Origin of the sequence: Prochlorococcus sp. MIT 0701 (genome assembly GCF_000760295.1) — a bacterium.
Lineage (GTDB): Bacteria > Cyanobacteriota > Cyanobacteriia > PCC-6307 > Cyanobiaceae > Prochlorococcus.
The window spans coordinates 151,072-171,212 of the sequence record NZ_JNBA01000039.1 but is presented as its reverse complement, the minus strand read 5'-3'; the positions used below and the strand labels follow the sequence as shown (position 1 = coordinate 171,212).

Sequence of the window (20,141 nt, the reverse complement as noted above, 5' to 3'; positions counted from 1 at the left end):
CGGTGATGGGACCAGTCCCCCGGGACGCAATGGCACGAAGTGTAGTGATACTGAGTGATCCGCACCACGCTTCAGCGACGATCTGCCATCAGGTCAACAAAGTGAGCGAAGTGGTGGTCTGCATCATGAGGACCAGGACTCGCCTCCGGGTGGTATTGCACACCAAAAACAGGTCGATCCTGATGAGCTATCGCCGCAACAGTTCGGTCATTGAGATTGAGATGGGTTACAACCACACCGACCTGTGACAGAGACGAGGCGTCAAGTGCGAATCCATGGTTCTGACTGGTGATCTCCACCTGCCCCGTTGTGCCGCAGGGATGGTTGAGCCCGCGATGGCCATAGGCCAATTTGAAAGTACGGCCACCCATGGCAAGCCCAATAATCTGATGACCCAGGCAAATGCCAAACAGGGGTATATCAACCTTATTGAGAAGATCTCTAACCAGTGCAATACCACCAGTCACGGCAGCAGGGTCACCAGGTCCATTAGAGAGAAACACGCCCTCAGGGTGAGAACTCAACACCGTGGCTAAATCGGAACTGGCCGGCAGGACGGTGACCTCACAACCGTGAGCGACCAAACGGTCGAGGATGGCTCGCTTGATGCCGAAATCAATCGCGACAACGCGATAGGGCGCATCAATTTGTCTCTTCAGCCTTTGATCAAAGCGCACAGCACAAGTCGATGTCCAACTGTATGGATCTTTCGTTGAGACCTGATCTGCAAGGTTTAATCCCTCCATCGATGGAGCCTGCTGCAACAGTTCCATCATTTGCTTAGGGGTTGAACCATCGCTGCTTATGACACCATTCATGGCTCCGACCTCGCGCAGATGTCTCACAAGCGCCCTGGTATCAACACCTGAGATGCCCACAACTCTTTGCTCCTCAAGCCAAGTCTGCAGCGCCTGTTGGCAGCGCCAACTGCTCGGCCTTGGGGAGAGTTGACGGGCGATGACACCTCTTGCATGAGGCCGGGATGCTTCTTGATCATCAAGATTTACGCCTGTGTTGCCCAACTCTGGATAGGTGAATGTGACCAACTGACCGGAGTAACTGGGATCCGTAAGTACTTCCTGGTAACCCGTCATGCCGGTGTTGAAAACCACCTCGCCCATCGCGTCACCGCGATGACCAAAGGCCTCCCCCTCAAGCACCGTGCCATCAGCAAGCACCAAGAGCGCCGAATTTCGCGATGAAGCAATCATCAGCAGAAGGGTCCCGAAGTCATCGCATTCTCATTCTCCAATTTGATGATCAAGTGCCATGCGGAGCCCTTCTAGGCGCTGCCAGGGGCGGCCCTCCTGCAGACAAGTTTTTGCAGTAGAAACACCTACTTGTAAATCATCTTGTAGGCCAGCAGCCCAGAGCACTAGGGCTGTGTTCAATGCCACCACATCCTTCTGAGGGGCGGTGCCACCTCCTTGAAGTACAGCGGAAAGAATCGCTTGATTTGTTGCCAAATCACCACCTTGGAGAGCCTGTAAAGGAGCTCTAGTAAGTCCGAGTTCTGCTGAATCGATCGATGCTTGTCGCAAGTGACCATCCTCAAGCAAACGCATTGCATTGACTCCCTCCAACGAGGCTTCATCAAGGCCACCGGCGCCATGGACAACAACGGCTCGCTGCAAGCCAAGCCTTTGCAATGCTTCTGCCATTGGATTGAGCAGCTCAGCCTTAGCGACCCCGAGAACCTGGGCATTCGGTTGCAAAGGATTCACCAGTGGACCCAGAAGATTGAACACGGTGCGCACTCCAAGGCTGCGTCGCAACGGGGCCAAGTTGACCAAAGCGGGGTGCCAGGCCGGGGCAAATAAAAATGTGACGCCTACCTCAGCCAGGGCCTCCACCACAGAGACAAGAGGGGCCTTGAGCTGCAGACCCAGGCCCTCGAGAACATCGGCTGAACCGACTTTGCCACTTGCACTGCGATTGCCATGCTTAGCCACATTCGCCCCGCAGGCGGCAGCAGTAAATGCCACTGCGGTTGAGATGTTGAAGGTATCTGCACCGTCGCCACCTGTTCCACAGGTGTCGACCATAGGGATTGACGGCAATGGGCAAGGCAAAGGACAAGCACTTCGCAACACCTGGGCCATGCCTGACAACTCACTTCCGGTTACCCCCTTGGCTCGCAAAGCTGCTAGAAACGCACCGGTCTGCACAGGGGTTAGTTGTTCCGCCAACCAAGCCTCCATCAAGGCAGTTGCTTCGACCTCAGGAAGGTTTTGTCCCTCGAGCAGCATCTCTAGGATTTGCGACCAAGAGGAAGAGGCAGTAGCTGAAGTAGGCATCGGAGCAGAAAAAAACCCGGGTGCAAAGCACTCCGGGCCGGGTGATGGGGACAACACCACTATCCCCTAAAACTTTGCTACTGGCGAGAATCACCACAAGAGAACAGCAAGAAAGATCTCTGGCCCATCCAAACGGCGGTATTGAAGCTGGATAGGAACGACCTTCTAAGCGGTGGTCTTAGGGCCAAGACAAAAGGTCTCTTGAATTGAGCTCTATGTAATTGAACCCCGAACACTTCAGGATCTTGAGAAATTCACTCTAAAAACCTGGCACCCCTCAAGAACGATGATCCGAATTAAGAACCAGTGCAGGTACCCCCGATCGATAACCGCAAGTCATTCATTAGCGAGCAACATCTCAACTTAATCGCAAGCATTCACTTGGATTAGATGGTTCTAATGCTGTTCAGCTAAGGGTTTGTGATCGCAACGTTGCAAGAATCCCTCTAGGCTCGCCCTGCACACTGGCTGCATAGGTTGAACCATGTAGCGATACCTGCATGGCCGCATTTCGCCTCGACCTCATTGGCCGTTACCTAAAGCCCCATCGCCGCACTGTGCTGATGGGTGCAATGGCCCTCGTGGTGGTGAACATTGTCAGTGTTCTCATCCCCCTAGAGGTGAGGCGCATCATTGATGATCTTCAAGAGGGCTTTGCCATCACTGATGTGATGCGTCAGGCCAGCTGGATTGTGATTCTCGCCAGCATCATGGGCATCGTGCGTTTGGTGTCTAGGCAACTGGTTTTCGGAGTTGGTCGCCAAGTGGAGGTGGACCTGCGCCAGCGCATCTTTGACCACATGCTTAGACAGGAGCCCGGGTGGGTGCAGGAGACCGGTAGTGGTGAAGTCATCAGCCGAGCAACCAGCGATGTGGAAAACATTCGCCGCCTACTTGGATTTTCGATTCTTAGCCTTACCAACACGGTATTGGCTTACTGCTTCACTCTTCCAGCCATGCTGGCCATCGACCCAGGGCTAACCCTGGCTGCGATCTCTCTCTACCCATTAATGCTGGGCACTGTGCGCCTGTTTGGTGGGCGAATGATGCGGCAACAAAAACGCCAGCAGGAAGCTCTCTCAAGTCTCAGTGAACTGATCCAGGAGGACCTCTCAGGCATAAGTGCCATCAAGATCTATGGCCAGGAGCAACCTGAACAGGATGCCTTTGCTGAGCGAAACAACACCTACAAAGACAGTGCTATTCGCCTGGCACGCACTCGCAGCACCCTATTCCCTTTGCTGGGGGGAATCTCCTCGGTTTCACTACTCCTACTTTTGGCACTTGGCAGCGGCCAATTGGAACAAGGCACCCTCAGCATCGGCGGATTGGTGGCGTTGATCCTTTTTGTGGAGCGTTTAGTTTTTCCTACTGCACTTCTTGGTTTCACCCTCAATACCTTTCAGACAGGCCAGGTGAGCTTGGAGCGTGTGGAAGAGCTGCTTCAGCGTGTACCCATGATTCGCAATCCAACCACACCTTTGATTCTGGAGACGCCGCTACAAGGGCGAATCGAGGCACGTGAACTGCGGATTCGCTACGACAAAAGCAAGAACGACTCACTGTCGGGGTTGAACTTTGTGATCAATCCAGGTGAACTCGTCGCCGTGGTGGGGCCAGTGGGATGTGGGAAAACGACTCTGGCAAGAGCTCTGGGAAGGATGGTGGAAGTTCCAAGGGGCCAACTTTTTATTGACAATCATGATGTCAATGATTTGCTGCTCGAGGATCTGCGTAGCAATGTGGCACTTGTTCCACAAGAGGGATATCTCTTCACCAGTAGCCTCGCCGACAACCTTCGCTACGGTGATCCTCAGGCCTCCATGGAGCGAGTAGAAACATCTGCAAGGCAGGCCCGGCTGATGGATGACATCAGGGGCTTCCCGGATGGATTGGAAACGCTTGTGGGGGAAAGAGGCATCACTCTCAGCGGCGGACAGCGTCAACGCACTGCTCTCGGCAGAGCTCTTCTAGTGGAGGCTCCTGTGGTGGTTCTTGATGATGCGCTAGCAAGCGTGGACAACAAAACAGCTGCGGCAATCCTGAGCTCGATTCGTGCCCAACAGAATCAGACAATCCTGATGATTAGCCATCAGCTTTCTGCGGCTGCCGCCTGCGATCGGATTCTGGTTATCGAACAAGGACGCCTGGTCCAACAGGGGCATCACACTGAGTTACTTGCTGTCCAGGGACCATACCGCCGGCTTTGGGAACGGGAGCAAGCCAGTGATCAGCTGGAAGCCGTTGCCTAAGCAAATCAAAGTTATTATCAATGAGTTGGGTTGATAATAATGGAAGGGCAATTTTCTTTTGAATTATATAAATCTAACTATACTTAAAGAGCCGAGGGCCAAGCTTTAGATTAGCAACATCGCTTAAGAATAGCATGGCTAATGCCTTCAACGACCAGGGATATATTGGTTATTATATTTAAGGACTTACGCTAAGTGATTGCCGGATAGATAAGGAGCATAATCAAGAATCAAGAATCAAGAACGAAGGCAAAAGGTATTCAAAGGCTGTCGCCAATAAAAATGAGGGCTTAATATAGATTAATCAGGAGTTGAAAGGAGCAAGAGGGTCTGCTTAAAGGTGATGTTAGCGAAAATTCAAAGGTCTTCTTGGTCTAAGTTATTATAAATCAATATATTTAATGCAAGTCTATTTGTGGCATTGTTTGTGGTGGATTGGAATAGGATCAATCTATTGTCTGGGATGCACTGGAGAAGGCTTCTATTGCAGATGATTTTAATGAAATGCCTATAAACTAGAGACTGTACTAGTTGAAGGCGGTATGATTTTATCTGGTAGTTAAGCACAACGTCTCGCATTCGCAAGGGCTCTCATGGGTAATCCTAAAGTGTTGATATTTGACGAGGCCACAAGCGCATTAGACGCAAAATCTCAAGAAGAAATTACTAATGTTGTCAATTCGATGGGTATATTTAGCAATCAGTGTTGAACATCGATTACCCACTATTCAGCAAGCAGATCATATAACCGTTATCAATAATGGCATAACAGAGCAGCAAGGTACTTGGATTGAGGTTTCAATTAACGGTTTCATCTAGGATATGCGTGAATAATAAAATCCCCAACTCCCCATAATAATACATTATTAAAACCATCTCATTGGCATTGTTAATTATCATTCCCCCGTCAATTATATCTCTTACTTCTATTAATTCACTATTCCAATAATTCCTCATAAGCTAACTGCGAAGCTTCGTTCTGATACGACATGAATATATATACCTTGTCTATAGTCAGCTGTTTATCTTTTGGTCTATCCTTAAGCATATTTGCACAGTATTAAAATAGTGGTTTATCTAGTCCATTGTCTGTCTTGTCAAATATAATTTTACGAGTTAACTTAGTTACAGTTTTCAGCATTTATTGGCTACAAATGGTTGATCAAGTTTCTGTTTAGTGAGATACCTTAGCAGAGTAAGTCGCTCATTTGCTATAACTCCCTTTTCTAATAATATCTCTAGCTCATTAGCACGTTGGAGAACATATTGACAGGCAGTTTTGCTATCATTCTCATTCAAGCCTTTTAAGTATGTATGAACTCGTCCAGTTGGTCTTGTTGAAGCATCGTTATTCAGGCCAAGGCCTTGCCTAAATAATTCCGCTGAAAAGAATTTTAGACCCTTTAGCATACCTAGGGCATCTGCAACCAGTTCATCAAATAGATTTAGTCTCATCTCCCCTACTAATCGTTGCGTAGCTAGATGGGTGAGCTCATGTTCAAGCCGCCATCGCTGTGAAATCTCAACCCATTCATCATTTGTTGGTTTTCCTGGGATAGAGCTTGCAGGTAGTGAGCTATAAGGAGAATGATGGAGGATAATCAATTGTGCACGTTCCAGATTATTTGTTTTTCGTATCAAGCCCCAGTGTATTAAGCCACTTACAGCTTGGGCATGAACTGATGATTGGATTTGTGCTAGTTCACAGCGGTATGCTAAGCATCGCACCACATCAATGAAATCATTCCTGTTTTTCATCTCTATTACTGGGAATGTTCCGCAAGGGTGATCGGTTAGTCGGATCGAAAACCCCAGTCGGTCTTCAAGTTTAAGATAGGTTTTAATCTCTGTTTCAATATTTGTTTCACCACGTAGTACTAATCGTTTGTAAATTTCGGATTTACAGGCTCCATCATGCGGAATGATCCATAGCTGTGGGAGAAAATATCGTAAACTCTCATATTGTTGTTCGATGGCAGTAACTTCCATCCATTTCTGCCACCATTCAATAGCTGGCTGGGTTGGTAGTGGAAGATTAGGCCATTGATTGTCTGACCCAATGAATGGTCTGCAGTACTCTTGAAGTGAAATATGTGAGCGGGAATCCATATCCTGTAAGCTCACTACCATGTTCACAAATATAAACTTAATCTAAAAAAGAATGCTTGTCTATTGAAAAAATCTTCAGATCAACTCTCATCCCACACAGGCCTTCCCAATGCCAGTTTTTTTGGAAGCTATAGGACTGGAGGAAGTTTTATCTCGTGCAGAATTATCAGTGCTTACAAGTATTTTGAAGAATCCCAAGAGATTACCTTCATTAGCAATAAAAGTTGTTATCTATAGTAACAGAGATAAGTGACAAAATACGATTGACACATACTTCCATCATGTTTTGGTAAACAAATGAATATATGTATTATTAAGTCATGATTATTTCTTTCCACACTAAGATTTATTATGTTGTATAATGACGAATAATCTTAGTACTTTAGAACCTTAATACTCCTTATTATCTCTACCTCTTGATGTCAAATCAACCTTAGACAATAATATCTATATATTGATTGGGTTCCATTTTTGCTATTAACCTTTCCTTCGAAATATAACGAATCAAGAGCTTTAAATTTTGTAGTTTGAATGAATTATTTAGTCAACGGGCTATGTTTGATTTTTTAAAATATTTTTTGAGGATAGACAATAGCCTATTAAGACATATATATTAGTCTACCAAATGTCTTCGCACTGCTTCAGCTGCTCCAGCTGTGCGATTGCGTACATGCAATTTCCTGATAATATGTTGAACATGTCCACGAGCTGTCGTTTCTGCAATGTGGAGTTGATCACCGATCTCCTTATTCGTTAGACCTTCACAGACCAACTCAAGGACTGAAGATTCTCTATTCGTTAAATCTGGATGATCATATGATTTTTTCTGTTTGAGCACATAACCTATAATCGGGTCAACAAAATATTCTCCTGACAGGATAGCCTTTAAGGCCAAATTTAGCACATATGGTTGAAAGCCTCTGGCAGTTAGAATTGCGTTGCTAGGGCTTTCTATAGCTTCTTGCAGTAGTTTTGGTTCCAGAGAATGAAGAGTCAATAAGATATAGCAAGATGAATCTACATTTACTTGTTTTATATTATGTGATAGTAAAATACCAGAGCCATCATCAAGTCTTTCATCGATCAAAGCAATTATTGATTCTTCATTTCCCTCTAATATTGACAAAGCTTCTTCACTCCTCGTACATACTCCAAGGATTTGATTTTGTGCGTCAGTGTGTATTAATGCAAAAGTGGTTGCAAGTGATATAGCAATCGATCGGCGTGGCGAGCATACTAAAATTCTGTGGTTAGGTATTATTTTGTTGATCTGCAGACTTAGAGTTTGAAATTCTTGATCAAAAAGGTAGATCATTTAATCTAACCAGTTCTTATATTTATTTTAGCTAGTAAAAGCAGTTATTGTGAGATCGTTAATCGTTATGTAAAATAGGATATTATTTCCTTAATAAGGGATGCTTTAGTTGGCTCATTATTTAAACTTCTCAGGCTTTGCCTGCAATTATGCGTTGTATTTTATCAATAGCTCCGTCAACTTCCTTTCCCAATATCTATAATTCTTTATGTATTGAAAGGGATTTTATTGGGTCATTGCCATTATCTTTTCATCATTGCTTTCGTTGTAAGTATACTATTTTATAAAGTCTAGATTGTTCTCTGATGATATCCTTATTCTAATACAACTTTCTTCCCAACTAGAGAGAGTTTGATCTTCGTCATTCCTTAGGATATCATGATAATCAAATCAATTGTAGTTCATGTTTTTCATTCAAATCAATAATCTTTTTAATCAAAGTCATTAATTGTTGACGATTATGCTTTTTCTTTATTGATTACATTTTATGCTAACATACTATACAAATAATTTTTTCAGACGAACCCATGGGATCAATCACAGTTTTAAAGTTCAGCTCAGAGGATTGTGGTACTTGTCACCGTATGAGTCATTATGATGAGACAGTCAGTAAAGAGCTTGGCTATTCATTTGTGAATGTTATGCTTCAGGATACAGATGTTTATCGCCGCTACCGGCGATTGCTTCTTGCCCAATACCCAAATAAAGTAGGTATGGGTTGGCCTACTTACCTGATCGTTAGTGATCCAGAAGGTGAATTTACAATCCATGGTGAACTTAAAGGAGGCATGCCAAAGGGAGATTTTCGCAACAGACTGTCCTCAATAGAAATCAACTAACATCTCTACTCTTGTTAATGTTTGATTTTTATCCTTTACTTACTTAGATATATATTTACCTTGCATTATATTTAGAGCTTTTGTTTGATTTATTGCTTATCATTAATAACCCCACATCATACTTAGTCTAATCCTTTGGACGTACTCTTCATTCTTGTATGTTGTAGCCATTTCATTTATCTTTCTCCCTCTGTCCGAAAATTTCCCTTTGCCGCATTTCTCTTCTTCCGTTGATAACCTTTGTTATGTACTCTATTCTATAAGTTTATGAGCTCTAGATCCTGTAGTTATTGTGGTGGAAGAATGTTCAGAGCTGACCGTTCTCTTGCCGGACGGTTGGTTTGCAACAGCTGTGGAGCACCATTAGGGCCTAATGTTCGTAGGCGACAAAGCATGTCATCAAGAAAGTTCCAATTAAGTTCGAAATTGAAGTTGCGATGGCTGATTATTCTAGCAATCTTTGCCATAAGTTTATTGATTGTTTTAATGTGAACATGATTATTTTAGTGCCTTACGATTGCTTTGAGTATATACATTCGCAAATAAAATCTTATATAATTATTCTTGATAGTTAATAATGTTTTTGGCTTGAGTTCCTATGGAAGGCTTTTTAACTGTCCAGGCATTACCTGATAATGTCCATTGACAAAAATAATTTCTAGTGGTGTTTCATATAGATTTCCTAGTGGTTCTGATTTTAGTAGATCATTAGGTGCGCCATCCCGAATGATTTCTCCTTTCTTTAGGAATACGACTCGTTGCATTTCCTCTACTATATCTTCAACACGATGTGTTATTAAAATTATCGTTGTTTTGCCTTTACACAACATGCGAATACATGCCAGTAACTGGTGTCGTGATTTCAGATCGAGTCCATTTGTGGGTTCATCCAATACTAATATTTCCGGCTTGTGTATCATTGCTCTGGCAATTAATAAACGACGTTTTTCTCCATCTGATAATTGACCGAATGGTCTCGAATATATCTTTTGCAACCCTAGCTCTGACATTAGCTTCTGCACTTTTTTGATCTCTTCCTCTTTTTGTATACGGTTAATGTTGATTCCTATTGACCCATAAAATCCAGATAAAACTACATCCTTAGCTCTAATAAAGTCTTGGGTGCGTACCTCCAGGTCAGTCGAAACCACTCCAATACGTGAACGTAGCTGATTGACTTTAATTGTTTGATTTCCGAAGATATTTATCATAGAATCGGTTTTGACTATGGGATATATATTGCGACTGATTAATTTTACAAGTGCTGTTTTACCAGATCCATTAGGCCCTAAGATTGCCGTGTTTTCTCCTTGAATCAATCTTAATGTTAGGTTTCTGAAAACCTGGGTAGGTCCAAGCCAGGCCTCTACGTTCTTTATGTCTAGCCATGGTGTTTCGTCTGTCATTAGCTTAAGACCAGAATTTTTACAATTCCTATGCACGTATATTATTATCTTTCTTTCTATACAGTCAAGCAACTGCTGACTTGATTATAAATATGCAATAACAAAATTTTCACTCATGCTTCTTGCTCTCTCCTGTTAGTCATATATCCTATAATGTAGATAACCTAGCATTTAACAGATCATACCTTTTCCTTCTTTCCATAGTCAATTGTTCATTAATATTCCATCCAATATTGTTCAGGCTTCAGAATATATTTCATGATGTCTTTCCTAATCCTAGTAGCTTTATCCATGCCCCTTTGACGGCTTACCCGTGCGTTAACATCGCGATGATTCTACTCTGTTAAATTTGATTTGCATTTGAATAAAAAACCTCTTCCGTATAGAGTAATTTATTATAAAGTGAAGGAATGAAGCAATCTATTTTCTTTCGCCTCATTGCTTCGATAACCTTTTTGCTGTCTTGTTATTCATGGTGGCTTCTTTATAATCAACAGTCTCTTTGGTGGGTCTTGCTAGGGCTAATGTTACTTGTTACAATGATAACATTGATTTTTGGTTTAAAGTCTGTTCGCAGGATTCTAATCGTGCCTGGCTTGAGTCTCCCAATCTCAGATTTCCTTCTCACCTCCTCTGCCATTGGATATTTCACTTCAGCTTTAGTTGGGTTTACGATTATAATTTTGCAACTACCAATTAATGATAAGAGCTTTATGATTTTCCCCCTACTTATCGCTATATTAATATTTGGAGGAGTAACACTCGGTATTTACCAAGATCAGATTTGATCACCTTTGATTTTTCATGATTATTACTAACTTTTCATTTTTTATACTATCTGCATCTGTTTAAATACTTTTATGCATCTTGCAACAGGCACCTTATCTCAATCATCGCTCCTCTCCCTAATTAAGTTACTCCATGCAAGCTGTCGATCCTAATCAACCTGTTTTAATCCTTGGCGGCTTCTTGATCACAGATGAGGCCTATGCATCCTTGGCTGGCTGGATTCAGAACCATCAAGGTTCGATTGTAAGGGTCGTACCTTCATCCAAATTTGATTGGCTGCTCACTTCATGGGCCATAGGCTGGCGAAGACTCCTTGATCGTGTTGATGCAATTGTTCAAGATCTTCAGTCTCTATCCCATACCGGAAAGGTGACACTTATTGGTCATAGTTCTGGAGGTGTAATGCTACGTCTCTATCTTGGAGATCAACCCTTTTCTGGTCGTGTCTATGCAGGTCATCTAAGATGTAATCGCTTAGTGATGCTTGGCAGTCCTCATCAAGCTGTTCGTGCTACACCTCTACGCGCCCTTGTTGATAAACGCTATCCGGCTTGTTATTTCTCACATGAAGTCGATTATATTTCAGTCGCTGGCCGCTTATTACTAGACACTCCATATGCTAGCCAGTTTGCAAAGCGTAGCGCAGCAAATTCTTACCAGAGTATCTCAGGTGATCCTCAATCGCCTGGGGATGGATTAGTACCGCTTAGTTCCGCATTGCTTCTTCAATCACGAAAACTAATCCTTGAACATACAGCCCATGGTGGTCTATTTGGGAACTCCTGGTATGGATCTCCAGATCGAATAGAACAATGGTGGCCTATCGCCATGGGATTTAATCAAGGGATCAATGCTTAAGTTTATGCATTAAACGCATTTATTCTCAATATCTAATATCTTTCTTGTTACTTTAGACTTTAATTATTTTGTTTGTATCGTGTCGTAATTTATTTTGCTTTCATGTTTAACATGCGTTGAATCGGAATAAGCGCCTTTTGCCGTACTCCCTCTTCAATTTCTATTGATGGCTTCATTGTGCTTAAGCATCTCCAGAGTTTTTCTAGTGTATTTAGTCTCATATAAGGGCATTCATTGCAGCTGCAACCGTCAATACCTGGAACATCCATAAATTCTTTGTTTGGCATCCTCTGTTTCATCTGGTGCAGGATGCCTGGCTCTGTTAGTACGATGAACTTTGTGCCAGGGTTTGTTTCTGTATATTCAAGCAATTTGCTCGTTGAGCCAACATAATCCGCTAATTCTAGTAGATTTTCTAGGCACTCCGGATGAGCTATTACTTTAGCTTCGGGGTGCATCATTTTTAGTTTTAGCAGAGCTTCTTCGCTGAATGTTTCATGCACCATGCAGCGTCCAGGCCAGATCGTCAGTTCTCTTCCGCTCTGCTTTTGAACCCACCTTCCCAGGTTTTGATCCGGTGCAAATAGGATCGGTCGATCCTTTGGTAATTGGCTTACAAGAGCTACAGCATTGCTACTCGTGCAGATCAGATCGCTTTGGGCTTTAACCGCAGCAGTGCAGTTGATATAGCTCACCACAATGTGATCTGGGTGCTTGTCTCTGAAAGCAGCAAACTCATCCGCTGGGCAGTCATCAGCAAGGGAGCATCCCGCTTCGAGATCTGGTAGCAATACCATTTTTTCCGGGCTGAGAATCTTTGCTGTTTCTGCCATGAAGTGCACCCCGCAGAACACGATCACATCTGCATTTGTGCTAGCAGCTCTACGTGAGAGTTCAAGGGAGTCACCAATGAAATCGGCTATGTCTTGTATCTCTGGATCCTGGTAGTAGTGAGCCAGGATCACGGCATTGAGTTTTTTGCGGAGCTCAGCAATGGCACCCTTTAATTCTTTTTTAGTTGATGGCACTGGAGAGACCGTCTTGGCGGTGCAAACAGCGGTCATTCGGACCATCTAGGGCAGTATGGCCATAGCCTAGACATTTGCCCTGTCACGCCAGAGCCTCGCCATAGTTGGAGACCTCCATGGTGTATGGGTACCTGATGATCAGTACTTACTGACTGAACTTCAGCCAGACGCTGTTTTGTTTGTAGGTGATCTCAGCGAAGGAGATCTCAAGTTGGTCAAAGCAATACAACAGCTTCCCCTGCCGACAGCTGTCATTCTTGGTAATCATGACCACGGACGTGATCACAGTGGCGAAGTCCTCCGACGTCAATTGACGTTGTTAGGCGACCGTCATTGCGGTTGGAGTTTGCGCCAATGGCAGTCTCCACCGATTGCTGTCGTTGGCGCACGCCCTTGTAGTGCTGGAGGTGGCTTTCATCTCGCCAAAGCCGTTCAGGCGATCTTTGGCCCGATGTCGGTAAGTGAATCTGCAGACCGGATTGAAGCGGCTGCAAAGCAGGCACCACCCCAATGGCCATTAGTCATATTGGCTCATTCCGGTCCGACGGGCCTCGGCTCAGATGCTCAGAGCCCTTGTGGTCGTGATTGGAAAGTTCCCGCTCTCGATTGGGGCGATCAAGATCTTGCGATGGCCCTTGATCGGATCCGTAAGGATCGGGTGCCAGATCTGGTTGTCTTTGGCCACATGCATCACGATCTCAAACGCGGAACAGGTTTGCGGCAAACCTGTGTTCAGGATCGCTTTGGCACTGTTTTTCTCAATGCTGCTTGTGTACCTCGGCGTGGCAGTGATTCCTCTGGTCGTCAGTTGTGTCACTTTTCCTGGGTCGAGTTCCTTGATGGACAGCTAAGCCAGGTAAGCCACCGTTGGTTTCTTCCAGATTCATCCTTGGCCTATGAACAGACTCTGTTTGAGAGAGCAACACCATTGGTGAAACAGTGCTGATTTACCTCTGCTTGAGCAGCCATGGCTATGGCCATGCAGCACGACAGGCTGCTGTACTTATAGAACTGCATCGCCTTCAGCCGCAATGGCGCTTGGTAGTGAGCACGGATGTGGACTCCCAATTCCTCAACCTTGCGCTTCAAGGTGTCCCTTTCGAACACCGCAAACTGCGCTGGGATGTGGGCATGGTTCAGGCGAATGCCTTAGCCATTGACCAAATAGCCACTCTCAAGGCTTTGCAGGAACTTGAACAAGACATTCCTGCCCAGATTGCGGTTGAGGTCTCTTGGATCCAGTCTCAACGCATGTCGGTGCTTGTACTTGCTGACATTCCACCTGCTGCTGCTGAGTTAGCTGATCAGCTTGGTGTTCCTTTGGTTTGGATGGGCAACTTTGGTTGGGATGAGATCTACGCCCCTCTCGGAGATTTTTTTCTTACCCACGCTGAAGCTGCGGCAGTTGAATACTCACGTGGTCAGAAGTTGTTACGTTGCCCATTCTCACTTGCAATGAACTGGGGGCTGCCTGAACAGAGCCTTGGCATAACTGCGCCTTCACCTCGATCACTACCGCTAGAACTCCAGCAGAAACTTGAATCTTTTAAAGGTCCAATCGTGATGGTGGGATTTGGCGGACTGGGTTTAGCACTCGACTCAGCGTTGTTCCAACGCTGGCCTGATCACCTCTTTTTAATGCCTAAACCACGATTTGCTGACACTTGCCTGAGCATGCAATCACCTGAGAATGTTTTCTATCTACCCAGCTCAATTCGAGTTGTCGATGCTCTTCCTTACTGCTCTAGGCACCTTGGAAAGCCTGGTTACAGCAGCTTCTGTGAAGCCATCAGCTTGGGCGTCGGTCTTCATGTGGTTCTTCGAGATGGCTTTGCGGAGTCCATGGCACTGATCAACGGTTTGCAAAGCCATGCAGCCCATCGGCTGCTTGAGCGCGAGGCCCTCGAGCTTGGAGAATGGGAGTTAGATCAACCCCTGATACCAGCGGCGCATGAACCGCTGGCTGTCGATGGATCCTTGGCGGCAGCACGAGCTGTAGTTGAACTCGTCGCTTAATCAGAATTACTAATCAAAAAACTTAGATAGTTCAATTTGTACAACGCTGATTCTTCAACTTGGATCTCAGAGATATTTGGGCTCAACTGAATTCTCGCCTCGAGTGGACGATTCTCGCACCGCCACAAGCGGGCTGTCCCTTTTGGCCAGCTTCGTCAAAGTCAACGCGATTGTTAAATAATTTGGTTTAATAGTCATCCTTGGCTCATCGGCATCTCCCATTCGCTTCTGGGAATTGCCCGAACCTTTCCCCCATTCCAAGGGTTTTTGTTCTCTGAATGCAACGAATGATCGCTCCCGCACCGACTGTCTATCGTCTTATCTCAGCAGTCGCAGCTGGTTTTCTCCCTTTCTCAATAGCAGCTGGAGCAGCGCAAGCAACCAATACCCATATCCCTCACCCCCCTGCACTTCCATCTCTTGAGCTAACAGCCCGTTCCCAGTCGCTAAGTACTCCAGAACAGGTTCCCTCAGCGGCCTTTCCATTTGTGATCACCCCGGAGCGTCGGGCCCTTCTCAACACCATTCGCTTTGCTGAAGGTACTTGGAAGAATGGACATGACCTTGGTTATCGAGTGATGTTTGGTGGAGGCCTCATGGCTTCATTAGATCGTCATCCCAATCGAGTCATTTACTCCTCTCGTTACGCAAGTGCAGCTGCAGGGGCTTATCAATTCATGCCTTTTACCTGGGACATGGTGACGCGCAGTCTTGGTTTTCGTGGTTTCGGTCCAGAAGTTCAGGACCAGGGGGCTCTCTTTCTTGTTCAACGTCGCAAGGCTTTAGGGCTTACCGATTCAGGGTTTATGACCCCTCTATTAGCAGCAAAACTTGCGCCTGAATGGGCTTCATTCCCCACTCTGAGCGGCAGGAGTTACTACGGCCAGCCTGTGAAACGCTTTTCCCGCTTGCTTGGTTTCTACAAGTTCAACTTGGCGCAACTCAGGTTGATCAGGGATCAGCGCCGTCAAGATCTTGCTGAACCTGGTACTGACGCAGCTAGGAGACCTGTCTGCAAACCCCCCACAATTCTTTGCAGCATTCAAAGTCGCTGATATCAATTGAAGCTAAGGCTCTGACTCTCGCTTTTGCCTATCTCCCAATGTTGCTTGAGCAAAGAGGTATGCCGCTACAGCTCCACCCAAAAAACCCAGCCCATTGCGCAGTAGCGGTAGAAGATCACTAGTTCGCGACACGACAGGGGCAATCCCGAAGATTCCAAACAACATGATCCATAGCGGGGAGGCGAGCAATAGCCAAGGCCAAGCGATCAGTTCTCCTTCTTTCCTGGGGTAGGAAGCAAGGCCAGCAACCACACCACCAAGTAGTGATGTGGTGAATGTCAATAACCATTGCTCTAATGGCAGCCCAGGTACAAATTGACAACCACCTCGATCCAAGCAGGTTTCTACGGCATTGAGTGAATCGAGGATGGCGATGTCCTCGCCGTGATCCTTCACGTAAAACTGGTTTCCATAGCGGGTTTGCAGCTCTACCCAGTAGGTACGAGGCATCAGTGCATATAACGCATCACCCACGTTGAAGTTGAGCAGATTTCCACCGCGTGGGTCGGCGACAACAAGCAAACTACGTTCATCAAGCCCCCAGAACTCTCGAACTGCAAGTCCAGGAGTTCGTTCGTACTGGGTCAGTACACGTAATTTCCAGCCTGTTCTCGTTTCAAACTCGTCCAGTGATTTTTCCAGGTTGGTGAGTTGGTTTTCGCTGAAGGCCTTCGCCAGATCAACCACTGGTGTTTGCTGCTGTGGAAGCAGTTCAGGGTTGTCGTAGGCGTAAACCGATCCTGCGCAACACAGCAAGCAAAGCAAACATGCCAGCAGGTTTTTAAAGGGTCTTTGCCTCTGATGTGCTCCCATGGGCCTGTCTCAGTGACAGGCATTCTCTCCAATGGATCGCTGCTCTGTGCCTTGTCCAGCTTGGTTGGCCAATCGATTGGATCAGGCTGGAGGAAGCATCAGCTTCCATCAGTACATGGACTGGGCTTTGCATGACCAGGACTATGGGGCCTATGCCTCCGGTCAGCTTCGTATTGGTCGGCAGGGTGATTTCACGACTTCGCCTTCCTTAGGAGCTGACTTTGCCCAACTTTTGGCCATACAACTGGTTGATTGGTTCCAGCAACTTCAGCCGCGTGTTGACAAGGGAAGGTCCCTATCGTTGATAGAGGTGGGTCCTGGTGAAGGCGATTTAAGTGCTGATCTGATCTCAGCCCTGGAGGATCTATGCCCAGCACTGTTGCCAAGGCTGCAGCTGGTTTTGGTGGAGAGCAATAAGGCCATGGCCCAGCGACAACGAGAGCGACTGGAATCTGTCACCACTGTGCCGATTCACTGGCGAAGTCTTGATGAGTTGGCTCAAGCTCCCGCTATTGGCGTGATGCTTGCTCATGAAATGTTGGATGCTCTGCCTGTGGAGCGGTTGGTGTGGCGCGATCAACGTCTATGGCGGCAGGGTGTTTGTCTTGAGAACGTCGATTCGGTTGCTCATCTCCGCTTCACTGAGCTTTCTCTTACAGACGCTTTGCATTCAGCTTTGACTGAGGCCCGAATGTGTTTAGGCATTCAGATCCCCCCTCCTGATGCTGCTGATGGTTGGTGCAGTGAATGGCATTCTGAGCTGAAGTCGTGGTTGGGCCAGGCAGCCTCTGCTCTGTGTTGCGGTCCCTTACTTGTCATCGATTATGCCCTCGAGGCCCGTCGTTATTACAGCGCGATGAGACCTTGCGGAACTCTGATGGCTTATCGCCAGCAGAGAGCTAGTGGCGAATTACTTCAAGATCCAGGTCGGTGGGATCTCACTGCACATCTGTGTATCGAAACTCTTCAGCACCAGGCCGAACAGCAGGGTTGGACCTTTCTCGGCGAGTCTCGACAGGGGCAGGCACTCTTGGCACTTGGCTTGGCAGAGAGGCTTCATGCTCTCCAAAGTCTTCCTACCAGTCAGCTCTCTGCTGCCCTCAACAGAAGGGAAGCACTGTTGCGTCTTGTTGATCCAGCGGGTTTGGGAGAGTTTCGTTGGTTGGCGTTCGAGTTGAGGCACAAACCTTCTGTTGATGTCGAGGTCGGTGAACTTCGCTGTCGGTTCCTTGAGGAACCGGTTAGCTGAGCTCTGATAGGCATTTTCGGATTTCCTCTCTGCTTACGTCGTTTTTGATTTCGACGTTGCCAATGCCGGTGGGAATCACAAAGCGAAGCTTTCCATCTTTGACCTTCTTATCCCCTTGCAGGGTAAACAGCACCTCCTCTGGATCAAGTTTGGGCCAAGCAATCGGCAGCCCTGCCTTTGCGATCAGAGACTTTTGCCGGTTGGCATCATCCCTGTTCCAGCTCTGTCGCAACACCGCCAGCTCCCCAACCGCCACCATGCCGATGGCGACAGCTTCACCATGCAGCCAGGTTCCATAGCCGCAGAGGGTTTCCACCACATGCCCGAAGGTGTGCCCGTAGTTAAGGATGGCGCGCAGCCCGCCCTCTCGTTCATCTGAGCTCACCACTCTCGACTTCGCGAGTGCTGAACGTTCGAGAATTTTCTCCAGTAGGCCTTGATGGAGTTGTGATGGTGTGTTCAGTTCTTGAATGCCTTCTAGGAGTTGAAAAAGTGCTGCATCACCGATCACCCCGTATTTGATCACCTCGGCCATCCCTGCTCGGAATTCACGTTCCGGCAATGTGTTCAGGGTTGAGGGATCGATTAATACAAGCCTTGGTTGGTGAAATGCTCCGATCAGATTTTTCCCGCCCGGGTGATTAACGCCTGTCTTGCCACCAATCGCGGCATCCACCATTGCCAGAAGGGTTGTAGGAAGTTGCACCACCGAGATACCTCTTAGCCAAGTAGCTGCTGCAAATCCAGTCATGTCGCCCACGACCCCACCGCCAAGAGCAACCATCAAGGATCCTCTTTCTAGCTGTGCTTCATAGGCTGCATCGTGAATTAACGCCACGCTCACTGGCGTCTTTTGATCTTCTCCGGCCTCGATCACCAGCAGAGTGGGCCTGTAACCGCTCTCTCTAAGGCTTTGGAGGCAAAGATCACCATATGGCTCAGCAACATCAGCATTGCTGACAACCAATACCTTGATGCCTTCTTCCAGCCCAGCGCGGCGAAGCTCCTTGCCAACCCCCCGCAAGCCTTCACCTCCAATGACCACCTCGTAGGGCTGGTGGCTCAGTGCTACCGGGATCCGTTGGGCGTCGATACTCACAAGAGCGGACATCAAAGAGCAAGTCTGCTTATCTCAGTTTGCCGGGCGGTATCACACGCTCCCACGTAATCTCTTGTCAGTACAGGCATTGTGGTGATGGCTGGTCCTCTGTTTCGGGGATTAAGACAGTCTTGGAGGACCACTCTCACGGCATGGGTATTCCTCTTGCCTGCGCTCGTCCTGCTCAGCTTGTCCGTGCTGATACCAGCGCTGATGGCTCTTGTGATGAGCTTCACCAAAACAGGTCTCGACGTTACAGAACCCCTTGTCTTTGTGGGTTTGGCCAACCTGCGACGTCTTGCTGGTGATCCGATGTTTTTTAAGGTGCTGATCAATACTTTGATCTACCTGGTTGGGGTGGTCCCTCCGATTGTTTTGGGTTCACTTGCACTGGCGGTGTTGTTAAACCGCTCTTTGCCAGGTATTCATTTTTTACGCGGTGCGTTCTACACACCTGTACTCGTGTCGATTGTGGTTGCGGCCATCGCATTCCGTTGGCTTTATGCAGAGAACGGTCTTATCAATGGCTGGCTTTCCGCCTTTGTTGGCACAGATTTCGTGCCGATTGGCTTTCTCACGAATCCATTCTTGGCACTCCCGGCAGTGATGCTTGTAACCCTGTGGAAGGGGCTTGGCTATTACATGGTGATATTTCTTGCCGGCCTCCAAGGAATTCCTAAAGAGCTTTATGAGGCAGCCGAACTCGATGGCAGTGATGGCTTGCGCAAACACCTCGACATCACACTTCCGTTGTTGCGGCCTTACGTGACCTTGGTGGCGGTGGTCTCCTCGATTGCGGCTACAAAAGTGTTCGAAGAGGTGTTCTTGATGACTCAGGGGGGACCCGCCGACACCACTCGAACCCTTGTCTACTACGTTTACGACCAGGCATTTGCTGAGCTTGAGATCAGTTATGCCTGCACGGTGGGCTTGGCGCTTTTCCTTTTGGTCTTGTTGCTGACTGCTGTGCGTTTGGCCTTCGCTGGCGATCAGGGCTTGCTGTGAAA

Annotated in this window: 16 protein-coding genes; 8 read left to right on the top strand and 8 right to left on the bottom strand. The window is 46.8% G+C overall.

Annotated features, from left to right (window positions below; all coding sequences use genetic code 11):
* Positions 1-71 precede the first annotated feature (71 nt).
* Together carA and trpD are read right to left on the bottom strand one after the other, a co-directional pair.
* Positions 72-1,211 (bottom strand): glutamine-hydrolyzing carbamoyl-phosphate synthase small subunit, encoded by a 1,140-nt coding sequence (gene carA, locus EV12_RS11060; protein ID WP_036915258.1) that lies wholly within the window; start codon positions 1,209-1,211, stop codon positions 72-74.
* Between the two features lie 30 nt (positions 1,212-1,241).
* On the bottom strand, positions 1,242-2,297 hold the full coding sequence (gene trpD, locus EV12_RS11055) for an anthranilate phosphoribosyltransferase (protein ID WP_036915256.1): 1,056 nt from the start codon (positions 2,295-2,297) through the stop codon (positions 1,242-1,244).
* Between the two features lie 500 nt (positions 2,298-2,797).
* On the opposite strand from trpD, the gene EV12_RS11050 reads away from it, so the two are divergent.
* Entirely contained in the window at positions 2,798-4,549 is a 1,752-nt protein-coding gene (locus EV12_RS11050; RefSeq protein ID WP_036915254.1) for an ABC transporter ATP-binding protein, read from the top strand.
* Positions 4,550-5,683: 1,134 nt separating this feature from the next.
* On the opposite strand, the gene EV12_RS11045 is transcribed toward EV12_RS11050, so the two are convergent.
* Together EV12_RS11045 and EV12_RS13290 are read right to left on the bottom strand one after the other, a co-directional pair.
* On the bottom strand, positions 5,684-6,658 hold the full coding sequence (locus EV12_RS11045; protein ID WP_036915744.1) for a DUF7005 family protein: 975 nt from the start codon (positions 6,656-6,658) through the stop codon (positions 5,684-5,686).
* Between the two features lie 613 nt (positions 6,659-7,271).
* Complete coding sequence (locus tag EV12_RS13290; protein WP_036915253.1) at positions 7,272-7,973, bottom strand: response regulator transcription factor; 702 nt, start codon at positions 7,971-7,973, stop codon at positions 7,272-7,274.
* A 527-nt stretch (positions 7,974-8,500) separates the two neighbouring features.
* Between EV12_RS13290 and EV12_RS11035 the strand changes: the two genes are divergently transcribed.
* A complete protein-coding gene (locus EV12_RS11035) occupies positions 8,501-8,812 on the top strand; it encodes a thioredoxin family protein (RefSeq protein ID WP_193742220.1) in 312 nt (103 codons plus the stop codon).
* A gap of 596 nt (positions 8,813-9,408) precedes the next feature.
* Here EV12_RS11035 and EV12_RS11030 read toward each other — a convergent pair.
* Positions 9,409-10,218 carry an ABC transporter ATP-binding protein gene (locus EV12_RS11030; protein WP_036915252.1) on the bottom strand — a complete coding sequence of 270 codons (810 nt, stop codon included), beginning with the start codon at positions 10,216-10,218 and terminating at the stop codon, positions 9,409-9,411.
* Positions 10,219-11,139: 921 nt separating this feature from the next.
* On the opposite strand from EV12_RS11030, the gene EV12_RS11020 reads away from it, so the two are divergent.
* Complete coding sequence (locus tag EV12_RS11020) at positions 11,140-11,865, top strand: esterase/lipase family protein (RefSeq protein ID WP_036915249.1); 726 nt, start codon at positions 11,140-11,142, stop codon at positions 11,863-11,865.
* 89 nt (positions 11,866-11,954) lie between these two features.
* Here EV12_RS11020 and nadA read toward each other — a convergent pair whose 3' ends face one another.
* Positions 11,955-12,929, bottom strand: a complete 975-nt coding sequence (gene nadA / locus EV12_RS11015; RefSeq protein WP_413314799.1) for a quinolinate synthase NadA — start codon at positions 12,927-12,929, stop codon at positions 11,955-11,957.
* Between the two features lie 64 nt (positions 12,930-12,993).
* Between nadA and EV12_RS11010 the strand changes: the two genes are divergently transcribed.
* The 3 genes from EV12_RS11010 (at position 12,994) to EV12_RS11000 (ending at position 15,964) form a co-directional block, all read left to right on the top strand.
* On the top strand, positions 12,994-13,839 hold the full coding sequence (locus EV12_RS11010) for a TIGR04168 family protein (protein ID WP_081939941.1): 846 nt from the start codon (positions 12,994-12,996) through the stop codon (positions 13,837-13,839).
* Complete coding sequence (locus tag EV12_RS11005) at positions 13,833-14,909, top strand: hypothetical protein (protein ID WP_036915245.1); 1,077 nt, start codon at positions 13,833-13,835, stop codon at positions 14,907-14,909. Before EV12_RS11010 ends, EV12_RS11005 begins: the two co-directional genes overlap by 7 nt.
* A 278-nt stretch (positions 14,910-15,187) precedes the next feature.
* The gene (locus EV12_RS11000; RefSeq protein WP_081939942.1) at positions 15,188-15,964 is read left to right on the top strand and encodes a glycoside hydrolase family 24 protein; all 777 of its coding nucleotides are present in this window, start codon (positions 15,188-15,190) and stop codon (positions 15,962-15,964) included.
* A gap of 12 nt (positions 15,965-15,976) precedes the next feature.
* Here the strand turns inward: EV12_RS11000 and EV12_RS10995 are convergent, their stop codons facing one another.
* Positions 15,977-16,786 (bottom strand): TPM domain-containing protein, encoded by an 810-nt coding sequence (locus EV12_RS10995; protein WP_036915242.1) that lies wholly within the window; start codon positions 16,784-16,786, stop codon positions 15,977-15,979.
* Between the two features lie 31 nt (positions 16,787-16,817).
* Between EV12_RS10995 and EV12_RS10990 the strand changes: the two genes are divergently transcribed.
* Entirely contained in the window at positions 16,818-18,035 is a 1,218-nt protein-coding gene (locus EV12_RS10990) for a class I SAM-dependent methyltransferase (RefSeq protein WP_036915240.1), read from the top strand.
* Here EV12_RS10990 and aroB read toward each other — a convergent pair.
* Complete coding sequence (gene aroB / locus EV12_RS10985) at positions 18,028-19,146, bottom strand: 3-dehydroquinate synthase (RefSeq protein ID WP_036915238.1); 1,119 nt, start codon at positions 19,144-19,146, stop codon at positions 18,028-18,030. The two genes, EV12_RS10990 and aroB, sit on opposite strands and share 8 nt — an antisense overlap.
* A gap of 84 nt (positions 19,147-19,230) precedes the next feature.
* Here aroB and EV12_RS10980 point away from each other — a divergent pair, with 84 nt between their 5' ends.
* Complete coding sequence (locus EV12_RS10980) at positions 19,231-20,139, top strand: carbohydrate ABC transporter permease (RefSeq protein ID WP_036915236.1); 909 nt, start codon at positions 19,231-19,233, stop codon at positions 20,137-20,139.
* The last annotated feature ends 2 nt before the right edge of the window (positions 20,140-20,141 follow it).